The organism is Sphingomonas sp. BLCC-B65 (genome assembly GCF_028550675.1).
Classification (GTDB): Bacteria; Actinomycetota; Actinomycetes; order Actinomycetales; family Microbacteriaceae; genus Microbacterium.
In genome coordinates this window covers 169,115-186,188 of record NZ_JAQQGL010000001.1, presented here as the reverse complement: position 1 = coordinate 186,188, position 17,074 = coordinate 169,115, and the positions used below count along the sequence as shown (strand labels likewise).

Annotated in this window: 16 protein-coding genes; 3 read left to right on the top strand and 13 right to left on the bottom strand. The window is 68.6% G+C overall.

The features are described 5' to 3' along the window. Positions 1 to 8: 8 nt before the first annotated feature. Together PP359_RS00925 and dnaE are read right to left on the bottom strand one after the other, a co-directional pair. Positions 9 to 1,103, bottom strand: coding sequence for a hypothetical protein (locus tag PP359_RS00925; protein WP_499249719.1), 1,095 nt, complete (start codon positions 1,101 to 1,103; stop codon positions 9 to 11). A gap of 57 nt (positions 1,104 to 1,160) precedes the next feature. Continuing rightward, on the bottom strand, positions 1,161 to 4,679 hold the full coding sequence (dnaE, locus tag PP359_RS00920) for a DNA polymerase III subunit alpha (RefSeq protein WP_112931652.1): 3,519 nt from the start codon (positions 4,677 to 4,679) through the stop codon (positions 1,161 to 1,163). A gap of 105 nt (positions 4,680 to 4,784) precedes the next feature. Here dnaE and PP359_RS00915 point away from each other — a divergent pair, with 105 nt between their 5' ends. Continuing rightward, positions 4,785 to 5,258, top strand: a complete 474-nt coding sequence (locus PP359_RS00915; RefSeq protein WP_499249718.1) for an NUDIX hydrolase — start codon at positions 4,785 to 4,787, stop codon at positions 5,256 to 5,258. A 4-nt stretch (positions 5,259 to 5,262) separates the two neighbouring features. Here PP359_RS00915 and PP359_RS00910 read toward each other — a convergent pair whose 3' ends face one another. The 10 genes from PP359_RS00910 to murC all read right to left on the bottom strand — a co-directional run bounded on the left by PP359_RS00910 (position 5,263) and on the right by murC (position 14,486). Further along, the gene (locus PP359_RS00910) at positions 5,263 to 6,960 is read right to left on the bottom strand and encodes a long-chain-fatty-acid--CoA ligase (protein WP_295820340.1); all 1,698 of its coding nucleotides are present in this window, start codon (positions 6,958 to 6,960) and stop codon (positions 5,263 to 5,265) included. Between the two features lie 49 nt (positions 6,961 to 7,009). Further along, entirely contained in the window at positions 7,010 to 7,927 is a 918-nt protein-coding gene (locus PP359_RS00905) for an RluA family pseudouridine synthase (RefSeq protein ID WP_499249717.1), read from the bottom strand. Further along, positions 7,927 to 8,556 (bottom strand): signal peptidase II, encoded by a 630-nt coding sequence (locus tag PP359_RS00900; RefSeq protein WP_039416136.1) that lies wholly within the window; start codon positions 8,554 to 8,556, stop codon positions 7,927 to 7,929. Before PP359_RS00900 ends, PP359_RS00905 begins: the two co-directional genes overlap by 1 nt. Before the next feature lie 5 nt (positions 8,557 to 8,561). Further along, on the bottom strand, positions 8,562 to 9,164 hold the full coding sequence (locus PP359_RS00895) for a DivIVA domain-containing protein (RefSeq protein ID WP_036318276.1): 603 nt from the start codon (positions 9,162 to 9,164) through the stop codon (positions 8,562 to 8,564). Between the two features lie 108 nt (positions 9,165 to 9,272). Next, positions 9,273 to 9,575, bottom strand: coding sequence for a YggT family protein (locus tag PP359_RS00890; RefSeq protein ID WP_112931656.1), 303 nt, complete (start codon positions 9,573 to 9,575; stop codon positions 9,273 to 9,275). A 2-nt stretch (positions 9,576 to 9,577) separates the two neighbouring features. Then, on the bottom strand, positions 9,578 to 10,045 hold the full coding sequence (locus PP359_RS00885; RefSeq protein ID WP_036318274.1) for a cell division protein SepF: 468 nt from the start codon (positions 10,043 to 10,045) through the stop codon (positions 9,578 to 9,580). 32 nt (positions 10,046 to 10,077) lie between these two features. Further along, positions 10,078 to 10,767 carry a YggS family pyridoxal phosphate-dependent enzyme gene (locus tag PP359_RS00880; protein WP_112931657.1) on the bottom strand — a complete coding sequence of 230 codons (690 nt, stop codon included), beginning with the start codon at positions 10,765 to 10,767 and terminating at the stop codon, positions 10,078 to 10,080. After that, positions 10,764 to 11,909: a cell division protein FtsZ gene (gene ftsZ, locus PP359_RS00875; RefSeq protein WP_036288033.1), complete on the bottom strand. Its 1,146-nt coding sequence runs from the start codon at positions 11,907 to 11,909 to the stop codon at positions 10,764 to 10,766. The genes PP359_RS00880 and ftsZ overlap by 4 nt, the downstream gene beginning before the upstream one ends. Before the next feature lie 162 nt (positions 11,910 to 12,071). Beyond that, positions 12,072 to 13,076 carry an FtsQ-type POTRA domain-containing protein gene (locus tag PP359_RS00870; RefSeq protein WP_499249716.1) on the bottom strand — a complete coding sequence of 335 codons (1,005 nt, stop codon included), beginning with the start codon at positions 13,074 to 13,076 and terminating at the stop codon, positions 12,072 to 12,074. A gap of 3 nt (positions 13,077 to 13,079) precedes the next feature. Then, positions 13,080 to 14,486, bottom strand: a complete 1,407-nt coding sequence (gene murC / locus PP359_RS00865; RefSeq protein ID WP_499249715.1) for a UDP-N-acetylmuramate--L-alanine ligase — start codon at positions 14,484 to 14,486, stop codon at positions 13,080 to 13,082. Positions 14,487 to 14,614: 128 nt separating this feature from the next. On the opposite strand from murC, the gene PP359_RS00860 reads away from it, so the two are divergent. After that, the gene (locus PP359_RS00860; protein WP_499249714.1) at positions 14,615 to 15,517 is read left to right on the top strand and encodes a hypothetical protein; all 903 of its coding nucleotides are present in this window, start codon (positions 14,615 to 14,617) and stop codon (positions 15,515 to 15,517) included. Beyond that, the gene (locus tag PP359_RS00855) at positions 15,514 to 15,882 is read left to right on the top strand and encodes a GntR family transcriptional regulator (RefSeq protein ID WP_039416142.1); all 369 of its coding nucleotides are present in this window, start codon (positions 15,514 to 15,516) and stop codon (positions 15,880 to 15,882) included. Before PP359_RS00860 ends, PP359_RS00855 begins: the two co-directional genes overlap by 4 nt. An 89-nt stretch (positions 15,883 to 15,971) precedes the next feature. Here PP359_RS00855 and PP359_RS00850 read toward each other — a convergent pair whose 3' ends face one another. Next, positions 15,972 to 17,069: a UDP-N-acetylglucosamine--N-acetylmuramyl-(pentapeptide) pyrophosphoryl-undecaprenol N-acetylglucosamine transferase gene (locus PP359_RS00850; RefSeq protein ID WP_112931661.1), complete on the bottom strand. Its 1,098-nt coding sequence runs from the start codon at positions 17,067 to 17,069 to the stop codon at positions 15,972 to 15,974. Positions 17,070 to 17,074: the final 5 nt, after the last annotated feature.

Below are 17,074 nucleotides of genomic sequence, written 5' to 3'. Positions count from 1 at the left end.
GTTCCAGGCTACCCGCGTGTGACGCCGGAGACGTCCGTGAGGTAGCCGATGCGGCCGTCTTCGTGACGGACGACGAAGCGATCACCGCGATCCTCGATGACCAATGCCCATGCCGTCGGTCCGATGCGGAACAGCGGTGTGCCGTGTTCATCGACGACGTCGCGCTCGACGGGAACGAGGGCCCAGAAGGCCTGCGACGGGCTGGGGGCGAGCACCGTCTCGTCCAAGACGGTGGTCTCCGACGTCGGCTCCGCGACGGGTGCGGCGCCATCGCTCTGGGCCCCGTCAGCGTGGGCGTCGGTCAGCGGCGTCGCGACGGGGCCCGAGTACGGCGCCCGCTGCGTCGCAGGACGGGCTACGACGGGGCGAGCGGGGCTCGCATACCGGTGGGCGGGCACCTCCGAGCGATGTTGGAAGTCCTCGCCGATCGTCGGCAGAAGCGGCGCGAAGACGGTGAGCACGACACCGGCCAGCATGAGGATGAACTCCACCCAGACGACCCAGGTCGCGAGGAAGACGCTTCCTCCGCCCACCGAGACGAACGAGCTCCAGAGGATGCCGAGCCAGATGATCGACGAGACCGAGAAGGCGACCGAGGCGAACTGATCGATTCCGAGCGAGCCGACGCGGCGGATGCCCTGCGGCGAGAGTCGACGCAGGCCGATCAGGAACACGGCGACTGTCGGCACGCCGATCGTGAGCAGCCAGTCGATGCCCGTCCAGACCGACGTCCCCCAACCGCGGTTGCCGTAGCTGTAGATCGGGAAGAACGAGACGACGAATGCGACGAGCCAGACCGCGCCGAGCGAGACCTCGCGAATCGAGAACGGGCCCACCCCGTACTGCGCGGGAGCGGACTCATCGACGCCGTCCGGTCCGTCGGTCATCGCCTCGAACGCCTCGGCGAAGGTGACGGTCGAGACGTCCGGCGCGGAGGTCGCGGCGGGCTCATCGACCTCGGCAGCGCCGGCGGCGGCATCCGAAACCGGAGTCTCGTCGGCGGCATGCTCTCGACCGCTCGATGACTCTGCGGCAACGGCGACGTCGTGCTCCTCGCCGGTGCTCTCATCGGCGCTGTCGGGGGTGGGCTTCTCGTCGGTCACGTCACGCATCCTTCCGGAACAGAACTCGACTGGGATCCTACCTGGCCGATCACAGGCTCAGCCCAGACACTGCGGACCGAGCAGGCCTTTCAACTCGCCGTAGAGGTCGACCGTGACACGCACCTGGGCCGGCACTTCGAACACCTTCGCGACGCCGCTCTTATGCAGCTTGAGGGTGACCTCTGTGTCGCCGGGGTGACGGGAGAACACCTGAGCCAACTGCGTGACCGTCGACTCGGTGGCGCGATGCTCGGGCATGAGGAGCACCAAGGAGCCGGTGGCATCGACCGAACCGAGGTCGGGCGAGAACGCCGACTGCCCGTGCAGGTTCAGCCCGTCATCGCGCCGGGAGACACGACCGCGCACCACCAGGATGCTGTCGGCGACGAGCATCGACTGGAACTCCGTGTAGGTCTTGCCCATGAACATCACGGTCACTTCTCCGTCGAAGTCTTCGACCGTGATCATGCCGTAGGGGTTGCCGCTCTGTTTTGCGACGCGGTGCTGCACGCTCGTGACGAGGCCGGCCACCGTGACGATGTCGCCGTCGTTGACGTCATCCGAGGCCAGGAGGTCGTGGATGGACGTGGACGCGTGTTTGGCCAAGGGGATCTCGAGCCCGGCCAGCGGGTGATCGGATACGTACAACCCGAGCATCTCCCGCTCGAAGGCGAGCTTGTCCTTCTTGGTCCACTCCGGCCGGGGCGGCACCTTGGGGGGCACCGCTTCCTCGGCGGCGTCGTAGAGGGAGTCGAAATCGAAGCCGATCGCGCCTTGAGCCTCGTTGCGCTTGCGGTCCACCGCCGCCTCGACCGCGTCTTCGTGCACCTCCAGCAGGGCCCGCCGAGTGTCGCCCATCGAGTCGAACGCGCCGGCCTTGATGAGCGACTCGACGGTGCGCTTGTTGGCGACGTGCATCGGCACCGTGTCGAGGAAGTGGTGGAAGCTGGAGAATCCCTCATCGCCGCGGGCCTCGACGATGCCGTCGACGACGTTCGCCCCGACGTTGCGGACGGCGCCCAGCCCGAAGCGGATATCTTCGCCCACGGCCGCGAAGTAGCGGATCGACTCGCTGACATCGGGCGGGAGCACCCGGATACCCATTCGCCGACACTCGTTGAGGTACACGGCCATCTTGTCCTTGGAGTCTCCGACGCTCGTGAGCAGCGCCGCCATGTACTCGGCGGGATAGTGGGCCTTCAGGTACGCCGTCCAGTAGGAGACCAGACCGTAGGCGGCGGAGTGGGCCTTGTTGAAGGCGTAGTCGGAGAAGGGCAGCAGGATGTCCCAGAGCGCCTGAACGGCGCCTTCGCCATAACCGCGTTCCTTCATGCCGCCGGAGAAGCCCTCGTACTGCTTGTCGAGCTCGGACTTCTTCTTCTTCCCCATCGCGCGACGCAGGATGTCGGCCTGTCCGAGGGAGAACCCGGCGACCTTCTGTGCGATCGCCATGACCTGCTCCTGATAGATGATCAGGCCGTAGGTGGTGTCGAGGATGTCGCGCAGCGGCTCTTCGAGCTCGGGATGGATGGGAGTGATCGGCTGCTGACCGTTCTTGCGCAGCGCGTAGTTGGTGTGCGAGTTCGCGCCCATCGGGCCGGGACGGTAGAGGGCGATGACGGCGGAGATGTCCTCGAAGTTGTCCGGTTTCATCAACCGCAGCAGGGCACGCATGGGGCCGCCGTCGAGCTGGAAGACACCGAGGGTGTCTCCTCGCGTGAGCAGGTCGTACGCCGCGCGATCGTCGAGCGTCAGGTGCTCCAGGTCGAGTTCCTCCCCACGGTTCATCCGGATGTTGTCGAGCGCGTCCGAGATGATGGTGAGGTTGCGAAGCCCGAGGAAGTCCATCTTGATGAGGCCGAGCGCCTCGCACGACGGATAGTCGAACTGGGTGACGATCTGGCCGTCCTGCTCGCGGCGCATGATCGGGATGATGTCCAACAGCGGCTCGCTGGACATGATCACGCCGGCAGCATGCACGCCCCACTGTCTCTTCAGGCCTTCCAGGCCCAGCGCGCGGTCGAAAACGGTCTTGGCGTCGGGGTCGGTCTCGATGAGCGAGCGGAACTCGCTCGCTTCCTTGAAGCGCGGATGAGCGGTGTCGAACATGCCCGACAGCGGCATGTCCTTGCCCATCACGGCGGGCGGCATCGCCTTGGTCAGACGCTCCCCCATGCTGAACGGGAAGCCGAGCACGCGACCGGCATCCTTGAGCGCCTGCTTCGACTTGATCGTGCCGTAGGTCACGATCTGCGCGACCCGCTCGGACCCGTACTTTTCGGTGACGTAGTCGATCACCTCGCCACGGCGACGGTCATCGAAGTCGACGTCGAAGTCGGGCATGGACACGCGGTCGGGATTGAGGAAGCGCTCGAAGATGAGACCGTGCTCGAGCGGGTCGAGGTCGGTGATGCGCATGGCGTACGCCACCATCGAGCCGGCTCCCGATCCGCGCCCCGGACCGACACGGATGCCGTTGTCCTTCGCCCAGTTGATGAAGTCGGCGACGACGAGGAAGTACCCCGGAAAGCCCATCTGAAGGATGATGCCGGTCTCGTACTCGGCCTGCGTGCGGACCTTGTCGGGGATGCCTCCCGGGTAGCGGTAGTGCAGGCCCGCCTCGACCTCTTTGATCAGCCAGCTGTCCTCGGTCTCGCCCTGGGGCACCGGGAAACGCGGCATGTAGTTCGCCGAGGTGTTGAACTCCACCTCGCACCGCTCCGCGATGAGCAACGTGTTGTCGCAGGCCTCGGGGTGGTCGCGGAAGAGCTGGCGCATCTCCGCAGCGGTCTTGATGTAGTAGCCGTCGCCATCGAACTTGAACCGGTTGGGATCGTCGAGCGTGGACCCGGACTGCACACACAGGAGCGCCTCGTGGGCGTCGGCCTCGTGCTGGTGGGTGTAATGCGAGTCGTTGGTGGCAACGAGCGGAATGTCGAGATCCTTCGCGAGGCGGATCAGATCGGTCATCACTCGTCGCTCGATCGACAGACCGTGGTCCATGATCTCGGCGAAGTAGTTCTCCTTGCCGAAGATGTCCTGGAACTCTGCAGCGGCCGCACGGGCGGCGTCGTACTGCCCCAGCCGCAGACGCGTCTGCACCTCTCCCGACGGGCAGCCGGTCGTCGCGATGAGACCCCTCCCATAGGTTTGCAGAAGCTCCCGGTCCATTCGTGGCTTGAAGTAGTACCCCTCCATGCTCGACAGCGAGCTCAGCCGGAAGAGGTTGTGCATCCCTTCCGTGCTCTGGCTCCACATCGTCATGTGGGTGTACGCGCCCGATCCCGAGACGTCATCGCTCTTCTGATCGGGCGACCCCCAGGCGACCCGCGACTTGTCGCTGCGGTGCGTGCCCGGCGTCACGTAGGCCTCCAGGCCGATGATGGGCTTGACGCCGGCGGCCTTCGCCGCGTTGTAGAACTCGAACGCCGCGAAGGTGTTGCCGTGGTCGGTGACGGCGATCGCCGGCATCCCGTACTCGGCCGCGGCCTGGGTCATCGCCCCGATCTTGGCCGCTCCGTCGAGCATCGAGTACTCGCTGTGCACGTGCAGATGAACGAAGGAGTCGGTTGCCACGTATCGAGTCTACGAAGGCCTCCGACATCGTCGGGCAGACGCCCCGTCGCGCGCACGGAGGTCGTTTCACCTTCAACCTGAGGGTGAAACACCTAGGCTGGAGCCATGTCGACACCCGAGTTCGTCCTGTCGCTGCGCGAGAAGATCGGCACCGCGCCGCTTCCGCTCGTTGGGGTCACCGCCGTCGTGTTCAAGGACGAGAAGGTGCTCCTCGGCAGGCGTGCCGACAACGGGGCCTGGCAGTGCGTGTCCGGCATCGTCGATCCGGGTGAAGAGCCCGCCGACGCGGCCGTGCGCGAGTGCCGGGAGGAAGCGGGCATCGACGTGCGCGCCGTGCGGCTCGCTCTCATCCAGCAGCTGCCTCGGACGACGTACGCCAACGGCGACCAGGTCGACTACCTCGACCTGGTCTTTCGCTGCGACTGGGTGGCGGGCAACCCGTTCCCCGCCGACGGCGAACTGGCCGAGGTGGGCTGGTACGGGCTCGGGGAGCTGACCGAGCTCGCTCAGTCCGACGTGCGCAAGATTGCGTTGGCCATCGCCGAGGACGATCCGGCCTCCTTCTCCGGCGGCCGCTGACGCGTCATCGTCCGCGGGTGGCGAGGATGTCCGCGCGCACCTGACGGCGGATGACTTTGCCGACCAGCGAGCGCGGCATCGCCGGCACGCGCACGACCGATCGTGGAACCTTGTACGCCGCCAGATGGATCCGTGCGAACGAGCGCAGCTCCTCGGCATCGAAGACCGCTCCGTCGCGCATCACCACGGCCGCCGTCACCGTCTCCGATCCGTCCGAGCGCGGGATGCCGACGACAGCCGCATCCGCGACGTCGGGATGCAGCAGCAGCGCGTTCTCGACCTCACTCGGACTGATGTTGAACCCGCCGCTGATGATCAGCTCCTTGAGGCGGTCCACGACGGTCACGAAGCCTTCGGCATCCACCGTCACGATGTCGCCGGTGCGCAGCCATCCGCCCGCCAGCAGCGTGCTTGCGGTCTCTTCCGGTCGGTTCCAGTAACCCTGGAAGACCTGCGGTCCGCGCACGAGAAGCTCGCCCTCGGCGCCGTCGACGACGTCACGGGTCGGATCCGCGGGGTCCACCACGCGGATCTCGGTGCTGGGGAACGGCACACCGACCGTACCCGGCCTGCGCAGCGGCCCCATCGGATTGCCGACGCTGATCGGCGACGACTCGGTCATGCCGTAGCCCTCGACGATGATGCCGTGGGTCGCCTCCTCCCACCGCAGCACGGTCGACGGCGGCAGCGCCATGGCACCGGAGATCGCATTGCGCAGGCTCGAGAGGTCGATGCCCGCGCGCACGGCGGCCCGTGCCAGGGCGTCGTAGATGGGCGGTACGGCGGCGAGGAAGGTCGGCGGCGTACGGCGTATCGCGTCGAGGGTGAGGGTGACGTCGAACGTCGGAAACAGCACGATGCGGGCTCCGAGCGACAGTGCCGTGGTCAGGCAGAGCGTCAGTCCGTAGGCGTGGAAGAGCGGGAGGACGGCGTAGAAGACCTCGCGTCCGGGTACCAGATCGGGCACCCAGGCGGCCGACTGCGCCGCGTTCGAGCGGAGGTTGCGGTGCGTGAGCATGGCCGCTTTGGGCGTACCCGTGGTGCCGCTCGTCAGCTGCAGCGCGGCGAGATCGTCGAGGTGGGGACGGGGCGTGCGTCTGCGCACCGGGCGATGCGACGCCACCCGTGACCACGAGAGCACGTCCTTCGCGTCGGGTGTCACCGTCAGCGCCGCCCGCGACGCACGCGCCTTCGCGAGCGGAAGGCGCAGCGCGGCCCGCATGCGGGCCGGCATCGCGTCGGTCATTCGCACCGCGATGACGTGGCGGGGACGGATGTCGGAGGGAAACTCCGCGATGGTGTCGGCGACGGCATCCCACACGATCGCCACCCGGGCGTGATGCACCTCGAACTGATGTCGAAGCTCCGGTGCCGTGTATCTCGGATTGTGCTCGACGACGATCGCACCGAGCCGCAGCACGGCATAGAAGGCGACGACATGCTGCGGGCAGTTCGGGAGGATCAGCGCGACGCGATCGCCGGGCGCGACGCCCAGGCGTCTCAAGCCCTCGGCTGCCCTGGCGACCCGGTCCCCGAGCTCGCGATACGTGGTGACGGCGCCGAAGAATTCGAGAGCGGGTCGACGAGGATAGCGCCGTACGGACTCGTCGAGCATGTCGACCAGGGTCTGTGTTACCGGTTCGATCTCGGCGGGCACCCCGGGCGCGTAGGACGTGAGCCACGGGCGGTCGATGAGCGGCATGCTTCCAGGCTAGGCACCCTCATGTACGTGCGCCGGCATGGGTCTCGGGTCAGGTCCGGAGCACCTCGAGCGCGTGTGCGAGATCGGCCGGATAGGCGCTCGTGAACGTGACCCACGCGGTCGTGGTCGGGTGCGCGAACGAGAGTTCGTGCGCGTGCAACCATTGCCGGGTCAGCCCCAGACGTGCCGACAGGGTCGGATCGGCACCGTACAGCGGGTCGCCCACGCACGGGTGGCGATGGGCGGCCATGTGGACGCGGATCTGGTGGGTGCGTCCGGTCTCCAGATGGATCTCGAGGAGGGATGCCGAGGGGAACGCCTCGAGCGCTTCGTAGTGGGTGACCGAGTCCTTGCCGTCAGGCGTGACGGCGAACTTCCACGAATGCGAGGGGTGGCGTCCGATGGGAGCATCGATCGTTCCGGCCAACGGATCGGGATGCCCCTGCACGACCGCGTGGTAGATCTTCTCGACCTCGCGCTCCTTGAATGCCCGCTTGAGTGCGGTGTACGCACGCTCCGATTTGGCGACGACCATGAGGCCGCTGGTACCGACATCCAGTCGATGGACGACGCCCTGGCGCTCGGCTGCTCCCGTGGTGGCGATGCGGAAGCCGGCGGCGGCCAGCGCGCCGAGCACCGTCGGGCCTTCCCATCCGAGCGACGGGTGCGCGGCGACGCCCGCGGGCTTGTCGACGACCACGATGTCGTCGTCGTCGTAGACGATGGCGAGGTCCGGAACGGCGACCGGCACGATCTCCGGTTCGCGCCGCTCCTCCCACTCCACCTCGAGCCAGCCGGCTGCACGCAGGCGGTCGGACTTTCCCAGCGCACGGCCGTCCATCCGCACGCCGCCGGCTTCGGCGACCTCCGCGGCGAACGAGCGCGAGAACCCCAGCATCTTGGCCAGAGCGGCATCCACACGGGCACCGTCGAGGCCGTCGGGCACGGGGAGGACGCGGGACGGCATCAGGACTCGCGCGTCGTGGTCGTCGTGTCGTCCTCGCCGGGCGCAGCCGAGGCCGTCACGGTGGATTCGCCGGCTGACCCGCGCTCGCGGCTGCCGTCGAGGCGAACGCCGATCAGCACCAGCAGGGCGACGCCGATCATCATCGTCACGATGAACATGTCGGCGACGTTGTAGATCGCCGGATTCATGCCCAGCCACATCCAGGGCGTGTTGATGAAGTCGACGACGTGGCCGACCAGGAAGCCGGGGTCGCGGAAGAGCCGGTCGCTGAGGTTTCCGAGGATTCCGCCGAGGAGCAGACCCAGCACGATCGCCCACACGCGCGCACGCACACGCGTCGCGGTCAGAACGACGATGACGACCGCGGCGACCGTCATGACGATCGTGAAGATCCACGTCTGCCCTTCGAGGAGGGAGAACGCGGCGCCGGGGTTGCGTGTCAGATAGAACTGGAGCGCGTCGCCCCAGACCTGCACGGGCTGCTGGAACGGCAGGGTGGTGAGGGCAAGATACTTGGCGAACTGGTCAGCGGCCAGCACCAGCGCCGCGAGAATCGCGACGATGGCACCGGCCGCTGCCCTGTTCAGGCTCCGACGGGGAGCACTGCGCTCTGGGGTGTGGTCCGCCACCGGGCTCAGGAAGCCGACACCGAGGAGGCACCCGAGGTCGCGCCCGCGACGTCGAGGTCGCGGAGCTTCTCCTCGATGAACCCACGCAGCTGCGAACGGTAGTCGCGCTCGAACTGGCGGAGCTCGCTGATGCGTCCCTCGAGCGTCACGCGCTCGCTCTCGAGACGAGCCATCTCGTCGCGTCCCTTGGCCTCGGCCTCGGCGAGGATCGAGGCGGCCTTGGCCTGTGCCTCGGAGATGAGCTTGTCGCGCTGCGCCTGTCCTTCGGCCACGTGCTCGTCGTGCAGACGCTGTGCCAGCTCGATGATGCCGGCGGAAGCGGCCACGCCGCCGGCGGCGGGAGCCTCGACAGCGGGGGCGGGGACGGACTCGACGACGGCCGGGGCGGCCTCCTCGACGACGGCCGCCTCGACGACCTCGGCGGGAGCAGACTCACCGGACTCGTACGCAGCGAGCTTGGCCTTCAGCTCTTCGTTCTCGGCGATCGTCTTGCGCCACTCGACGACGATCTCGTCGAGGAAGTCGTCGACCTCATCCGGGTCGAAACCCTCCTTGAACCGCACGTGCTGGAACTGCTTCGTGACGACGTCTTCCGGGGTCAAAGCCATGGTGTTTCCTCTTTCGGGGCTCACGACGCGGGCCGATTCGGTCGGCCCGCCACCGGCGAGCCGTACTGACCAAGCATAGTCGCGGCTGGTGGGACGTGCGACGGGGGGCTAGAGGCGCTCGATGACGCGGACGATCGTCAGAACAACGAAACAGGCCAACATCGTGATCGGAAAGCCCAGGTCGAGCGCGATGGGGCCGATCCGCAACGGAGGAATCAGCCGGCGGAAGAAGCGCAGCGGCGGATCGGTGAGGGTGAAGACGGCCTCGGCGAAGACGAGGCCGAATCCCCGCGGACGCCACTGACGATTGAACATCGGGATGTACTCGAGAACGAGTCTCGCCAGCAGCACGAGGATGTAGAGCAGGAGAAGGACGTCGACGACGAATGCCGCCAGGCGCACGAACTCCACGACTACTGGCTGAAGGGCGCGGACTCGGGGTCGGCCTGAGCCACCGTGCCGTCACCGGAGATCGCGACGTTCTCGGGCGAGAGGAGGAAGACCTTGCTCGTCACGCGCTCGATGCGACCGTACAGCCCCAACGACAGGCCGCTCGCGAAGTCGATGAGACGCCGGGCATCGGCGTCGCTCATCTGCGAGAGGTTGATGATGACCGGGATGCCATCGCGGAAGTTCTCCGCGATGATCTGCGCGTCGCGGTACTGCTTGGGGTGCACCGTGAGGATCTCGCTGACGGTGCCCGCGGTCGGCTGACGCACGACGGTGGGACGGTGGAGCGGGGTCACAGGGGCCGCCTTCTCGATCGGGCGCTCGCTCGAGCGCTCACGGCGTGCAGGCGTCTCGGCAGCGGGCTCTTCGTAGACCTCTTCCTCATCGGCGAGGCCCAGGTACACCATGGTCTTCTTGAGCGGGTTCGACATCGCATTCCTCCGTTTGCTCGTCTGTTCTGAGGCTAGCCGCGGTCAGGGCGCGGTCCCGTGATTGCGGTGCCGATCCGCAGGTGTGTCGCGCCGGCGGCGATCGCCTCGGCGAAATCCCCGGACATGCCCGCCGACATCCACGTGGCATCCGGAACGACCCGTCGCACCGTCGCCGCGGCCGCGGCGAGGCGCTCGAACGCCTCCGCAGGCGCCTGCGCGAGCGGGGCGACGGCCATGACACCACGAAGTCGCAGCGACGCGCACCGTGCAGCGATGTGCGTCGCCAGAGCCTCGACGTCGTCGGGCGCCGCTCCCCCGCGCGCGGGGTCGTCCGTGAGATTGACCTGGAGGAAGACGTCGAGCGGACTGCCCTCGGGATCGGCGGCATGCAGGGCGTCGGCGACGCGATCGCGGTCGACGGAATGCACGCAGTCGGATGCCGCGCGCACCGCCTTCGCCTTCTTGCTCTGCAGCTGTCCGATGAAGTGCCATCGCACGTCGTGGACTCTGCCGGCGGTCTCGGCCCGCTTGGCGCTCAACTCCTGCTGCCGACTCTCCCCCACGTCGTGCACGCCGAGCGCGGCGAGATCGTCGATCAGCCGCGCGGGGTGGAACTTGGTGACGACGATGCGCGTCAGCTCACCGGGGTCGCGGCCGACCGCCCTGGCCGCATCCGCGATGCGGGCGTCCAGGGCGGCGAGTCGTTCGGCCAGTGCGGTCACTTCAGGAAGTCGGGAATGTCCAGGTCGTCGTCGCCGTACACCGAGTCGTAGGACTCCGCCACGGGGGCCGACACGGTGACAGCCTGCTTGTCCTCGACCGCCGCACCCTCTCGTGCGGCCTCTTCGGCCGGCACGGCCGGCACCAGGGGCGCCGCCGGGCGCGCCGCGGTGATGGGCTCGATGCGCGCCTGCGGCTCTCCACCGTCGAAGCCCGCGGCGATCACCGTGACCCGCACCTCATCGCCCAGCGTGTCGTCGATGACGGTGCCGAAGATGATGTTGGCCTCGGGGTGCGCAGCCTCCTTGACGAGCTGCGCGGCGTCATTGATCTCGAAGATTCCCAGGTTGGATCCACCCTGGATCGACAGCAGGACGCCGTGCGCGCCTTCGATGGACGCTTCCAGCAGCGGGGACTCGACCGCGAGTTCGGCGGCCTTGATAGCGCGGTCCGCGCCGCGGGCCGAGCCGATGCCCATGAGGGCGGAGCCGGCGCCCTGCATGACGCTCTTGACGTCGGCGAAGTCGAGGTTGATCAGACCCGGCGTGGTGATCAGATCGGTGATGCCCTGCACACCCGCGAGCAGAACCTGGTCGGCGGTCGCGAAGGCCTCGATCATCGAAATGCCGCGGTCGCTGATCTCGAGCAGTCGATCGTTGGGCACGACGATGAGAGTGTCGACCTCTTCCTTGAGCTTCGCGACACCCGCCTCGGCCTGACTCTGCCGACGGCGTCCCTCGAAGCTGAACGGCTTGGTGACGACACCGATGGTCAGCGCGCCGATCGACTTCGCGATGCGCGCGACGACGGGGGCGCCTCCGGTACCCGTGCCACCGCCCTCTCCCGCGGTGACGAAGACCATGTCGGCGCCCGCAAGGGCCTCCTCGATCTCCTCCGCGTGATCCTCGGCAGCCCGACGGCCCACCTCGGGATCGGCGCCGGCGCCGAGGCCGCGCGTCAGCTCGCGGCCCACGTCCAGCTTGACGTCGGCGTCGCTCATCAGCAGAGCCTGGGCGTCGGTGTTCACCGCGATGAACTCGACACCCCGCAGCCCGAGCTCGATCATCCGATTGACGGCGTTCACGCCGCCGCCACCCACACCCACGACTTTGATCACCGCGAGGTAGTTCTGGTTCTGGCTCATGCCGGCCTCCATTGTGTCCCGAACCCTGACTGCTAAACCTTGAACCTCTAGTTGAGGTTTAAAGAATTGCTCAGTATGCAATTCCTTGATTGAAGGTATGCGGCAGCCCTCCCGCCGACCGAGAGGCTCGGGGCGTGTCGCGCAGAAAACCCGTGTCGAGCGCTACCGGACGACGATCGCGCTCGGCGACGACACGTCGTAGCTGCGGGCTCCGGGGCGCGCCGCCATGATCGCCGCGAGGTTCTTGGCCTTCAGCGCGGAATCGTCGGCATTGCCCCAGACCACCGCGGTCCCCCCGGAGCCGAGGGTCAGGGTGACATCGTTCGCAGAGGTCGCCGAGATCGCGGTGACCTGCGCACGGATGTCGTCGGGGAGGGCCCGGAAGACGGTTCCGACCGCGGCGAAGGCGGGCGAGGAGAGTCCGCCGGTCACGGTGAGCACAGGGTGGCCCGCGGCCGGCTGCGGCGCGGTCGACAGGGCGACACCCGCGGCATCCACCAGGGTGAAGCCGGCGGGCGTCTGAATGGATCCGATCGGCGTGCGCTCGACGATGCGCACCACGAGCTCGTGCGGTGGACGGGCCTCGAGTGCGTAGGACTCCACGAGCGGGAACTTCACGAGGGCGGCTTTGACGGCGGAGGAGTCGACCAACGGCAGCGGAGTCCCCAGCTGCCCTTCCAGCGCGGTCTCGACGGACGCCGGGTCCAGCGTGGATGTGCCGACGACGGTGATCTGCTGCACCGCGAAGAGCGGGCTGTACGCGACGCCGAGCGTGCCCAGCACGAGCAGCAGCAGTGCCGAGCCCGCGACGATCCAGGTCATCCGCCGTCGCCGCTGACGCGCGGTGAAACGCCGCACCTCCGCGCGCAACGCGCGTCGTCGCGCACGCGCCGCCGCCCACACTTCGCGCACGCCGACGGGCGCCGCCTCCTCCCCGATCGGGGAGTCCGTCGGCTCGTCGAGGCGCCGTGGCGACGACGACACCCACAGCGGCGTCAACGGGGCGGTGAGCTGGTCATCACGCTCCGCGACCTTCTCCTCGACAGCGGCATCCGCTCGGCGGGGCGGACCCACGTGGCGCACCGGCGGCTCGACACCACGATCCTGCGCCGACTCACGGTCGGGCGCCGCCTGATCCGGCGCCGGGAGGGGCGTCGGCCGCCGCATGGACTATGCCTCCACCGTCGGCGTCGACAGCGCCTCGAGCACCTGCGGGATGATCTGGTACACGTTGCCGCACCCGAGCGTGATGACGTAATCGCCCTCCCGCGCGACGGCCGCGGTGTACTCGGCCGCCGCCTGCCAATCGGCCACGTAATGCACCTTGGAGGGGTCGCGGAAGGCTCCGCTGACCAGCTCACCGGTGACGCCGGGCACGGGGTCTTCGCGCGCACCGTAGACGTCGAGCATGACGGTGTGATCTGCGTACGACTCCAGCACGTCGGCGAACTCGCGGTACATCTCCTGCGTTCGCGAGTACGTGTGCGGCTGCTGGATCGCGATGATGCGACCGTCGCCGACGACGCTGCGCGCCGCGACGAGCGCGGCGGCCACCTCGGTGGGATGGTGCGCGTAGTCGTCGTAGACGCTCACCCCGCGCTCGACGCCGTGGAGCTCGAAGCGCCGTACCGTGCCCCCGAACTCCTCCACCGCACGCAGGGCCGGCTCGAGGGCGTAACCGAGCGTGAGCAGCACCGCCACGGCCCCCGCCGCATTGACCGCGTTGTGGGCTCCCGGAACCGCGAGCCGCCCGGTCACGGTCTCGCCGTCATGCGTGAGCGCGAAGGAGACGGGGCCTTCGGTCACGATGTCGCTCAGACGCACATCGGCGTCGGCGTCCTCGCCGAACGTCACGATCCGCTGATGGCGAAGCGTCGCCGCGACACGCCGCGCCCCGGCGTCGTCGGCGGAGATGACGACAGCCTCTCGAGCGGTGTCGCCGAAGCGGACGAAACCGTCGTAGAAGGCGTCGCGCGACTCCCAGTGGTCGAGGTGGTCGGGGTCGACGTTGGTGATCAATGCGACTGACGTGTCGTACAGCAGGAACGTGCCGTCGGACTCGTCGGCTTCGATGACGAACAGCTCATCTCCGCCCGTGCCGCTGGAGACACCGAGATCGGCGATGACGCCTCCGTTCACGAACGTCGGCGCCGTTCCGAGTGCACGCAGCGCCGTCACGAGCATGCCGGTGGACGTGGTCTTGCCGTGAGCGCCCGCGACGCTCACGAGCCTGCGCCCTCCGATCAGCCAGAACAGCGCCTGGGAGCGGTGGATCACGGGCAGCCCGCGCTCCTTCGCGAGCACGTACTCCGGGTTCTGCGGCCAGATGGCGCCGGTGTGGATCACGGCGTCGACATCGTCGGGGAGATTGGCCGCATCGTGCCCGACATGCACCGTGGCGCCCCGCGCAGCGAGAGCGCGCAGGGCGGCGCTGTCGGCACGGTCGGAGCCCGAGACGCGGATGCCCCGATCGAGGAACATGCCGGCCAGCCCCGACATGCCCGATCCACCGATCCCGATGAAGTGGGCGGCGGTGATGTCGTCGGGGATGGGCAGGCTCAGGTCGGGTCGAATCATGGCTCGTCAAGTCTAGGTCGACGCCGCCTGAGCGGATGCTGCGGCGCGCGGCGCACGAACGCGCCGCCGCCACCGCTATCCAGCTTTTGTTATGACACATTTGGTACGGACGGTGGTACAATTCGAACATGACCGACCCGAATCACCTGAACATCGTGCTCGGGACTCTCGTCGGCGCCATCACGGTGTCCGGCGCGATCGGCGCGTTGAACGCCTGGCGTGGGCGTTCCGTGGGAGAGCGCGCCCTGGCACGCTTCGCGGACCGCGCGGCGCTACCGGTGCCGGCGGCCTCGGCGGCCGCTCTGGAGGCGTACATGCGACGCCGAAAGCTGGTGGACTATCTTGCGCTGTCCGCTGCCGGCGCCGTCGGCGGACTGCTTCTGCTCACCCCGCTCGGGTTGACCACGTTCTCCCCACTCGGCATCCTCATCCCGGCGATGTACGTGACCATGCTCGTCGTCTCCTGCTGGTCGACGCTGCACGAACGCCTCTTCGCTCCGGCGCAGGGTTCGATCCGGATCGCGCGATCGCGTGGAACCACCGTCGGCGACTACCTCGCCGGGCTCCCCCGCGCGCTCACCTGGATCCTCCTGGGAGTCGCGCTGACGTGCGGTGTAGGGGTGGCCTGGAGCCTCGCCGCAGGCAGCGTCGCCCGTATCGATCTGGCTGCGGTCGCGCTCGTGGTCACCGCGGTCGCCCTCGCAACATGCGTCGTTCTCCCGCGCCTCGAGGCCGCGATTGTCCGCCGCCCGCAACCGGCCGGTTCCGAACTCGAACTGGCCTGGGACGATGCGCTCCGCGTCGCGGCACTCAACGGGTGCCGTCAAGGTGCGGCTGCGCTCTGCATCGCCGCGGCGCTGATCGCCGGCGTCGCCGTGTTCTCGGGGCCCGACGGCGATCCCGGGTGGACCGCGAGCGTGTTCGTGATACTCGTGCTGCCTCTCACGTACCTCTACCCCACGCAGGGCGCAGCCGTTCCCCGACGACTCCATCCGGACGGCATCCACGTGACCGCGAGGAGCATCGCATGATCGTCATCGACCCGGCATCCGCAGTCCCTCCGTTCGAGCAGCTGCGGCGACAGCTCATCGACGACGTCTCGACCGGCGCACTCGCACCGGGCACCCGTCTGCCGACCGTGCGCCGACTGGCCGAGGATCTCGGCCTCGCGCCCGGCACCGTCGCTCGCGCGTATCGCGAGCTCGAATCGGCCGGCATCATCGAGACGCGCGGGCGCAACGGCACCTTCGTCTCACCTCAGGGCGACGCCGCGATGCGCGAGGCGCAGCGGGCGGCGACGAGCTTCGCCGAGCAGGTCCGCATGCTGCGCGTCGATCCCGAGCAGGCGCTCGCGCTCGTTCAGGCGGCGTTGCGCAGCGCGCCCACCGCTTCCTGACCACTCATCCGTCCGCACGTGTCGCGAAGGGGCACGCTGAGCGACCGCACGCGACCGACGAACCCGGTCATCGGCTCGGCCGTCCGCGCTCAGCGCGCCAGCGCCCGGTCGAGCATCGCCATCACGGATGCGGTGCCGGTACGCGCCGCAGCGGTTCGCGCCTGCGCGGCGGCACGCATCGCCGACAGCGCCGTCGCGTCGTGCAGCAGCGGGACGATCTGCTCCCGCACGCGGTCGGGCGTGAAGGCAGCATCCTCGATCAGCTGCGCGGCGCCGGCGGCCACGGCGCCGCGCGCGTTGAGCGCCTGCTCGCCGTTGCCGACGGCGTACGGCACGTAGACCGCGGGGATGCCGAGGGCCGACACCTCGCTCACGGTGGCCGCACCCGAGCGCGAGACCACGAGATCCGCCACCGCGAGCGCGAGGTCCATTCGATCGAGGTAGGCGACGATGCGGTAGTCAGGGTGTCCCGGGTCGACGATCGGGTCGCGCTCCCCCGCCGCGTGCAGCAGCTGCCACCCGGCGTCGACGACCGCAGGCCACGCGTCGGCGAACGTCTCGTTCAGTCGCCGCGCTCCCAGCGATCCGCCGAAGACGAGAAGCACGGGGCGCGCCGGATCGAGACCGAAGAATCGTGCCGCGTCGTCTCGCGTCGATGCGCGGTCGAGGTCGACGATCTCTGCGCGGAGCGGCATGCCGACCGTCTCGGCACCGCGCAGCGGGGTGTCGGGGAAGGCGACGCCGACGCCCGCCGCGCGCCGGGCGCCCAAGATGTTCGCCAGTCCAGGGCGCGCGTTGGCCTCGTGCACGACGTACGGCACGCCTTCGCGGCGGGCGGCGACATACGCGGGAGCCGAGGCGTAGCCGCCGAAACCGGCGACCACATCGACCCGGCGGTCTCGGATGTGCCGCCGCACCTGCCCGACGGCGCGATGCCACGCCAGCGGGAACCGGAGCGCGGCGAGGTTCGGCCGTCGCGGAAAGGGGACCTTGTCGACGATCAGCAGCTCGTATCCGCGTTCGGGCACGAGACGGGCTTCGAGCCCTTCGCGCGTGCCGAGGACGAGCACGGATGCCGCGGCATCCCTCTCCCGCAACCCGTCGGCGACGGCGAGCAGCGGATTCACGTGCCCGGCGGTGCCGCCGCCGGCGAGGAGATAGGTCGTCGAGGAAGCCGGCGTCGTCACCCGAG

What these genes read in the sequence shown, in the direction of transcription:
- PP359_RS00870 (WP_499249716.1), bottom strand. Translation starts at nt 13,076, where the DNA reads ATGCGGCGGCCGACGCCCCTCCCGGCGCCGGATCAGGCGGCGCCCGAC.
- ftsZ (WP_036288033.1), bottom strand. Translation starts at nt 11,909, where the DNA reads ATGAGCCAGAACCAGAACTACCTCGCGGTGATCAAAGTCGTGGGTGTG.
- PP359_RS00885 (WP_036318274.1), bottom strand. Translation starts at nt 10,045, where the DNA reads ATGTCGAACCCGCTCAAGAAGACCATGGTGTACCTGGGCCTCGCCGAT.
- murC (WP_499249715.1), bottom strand. Translation starts at nt 14,486, where the DNA reads ATGATTCGACCCGACCTGAGCCTGCCCATCCCCGACGACATCACCGCC.
- PP359_RS00855 (WP_039416142.1), top strand. Translation starts at nt 15,514, where the DNA reads ATGATCGTCATCGACCCGGCATCCGCAGTCCCTCCGTTCGAGCAGCTG.
- PP359_RS00905 (WP_499249717.1), bottom strand. Translation starts at nt 7,927, where the DNA reads ATGCCGTCCCGCGTCCTCCCCGTGCCCGACGGCCTCGACGGTGCCCGT.
- PP359_RS00895 (WP_036318276.1), bottom strand. Translation starts at nt 9,164, where the DNA reads ATGGCTTTGACCCCGGAAGACGTCGTCACGAAGCAGTTCCAGCACGTG.
- PP359_RS00910 (WP_295820340.1), bottom strand. Translation starts at nt 6,960, where the DNA reads ATGCCGCTCATCGACCGCCCGTGGCTCACGTCCTACGCGCCCGGGGTG.
- PP359_RS00915 (WP_499249718.1), top strand. Translation starts at nt 4,785, where the DNA reads ATGTCGACACCCGAGTTCGTCCTGTCGCTGCGCGAGAAGATCGGCACC.
- PP359_RS00860 (WP_499249714.1), top strand. Translation starts at nt 14,615, where the DNA reads ATGACCGACCCGAATCACCTGAACATCGTGCTCGGGACTCTCGTCGGC.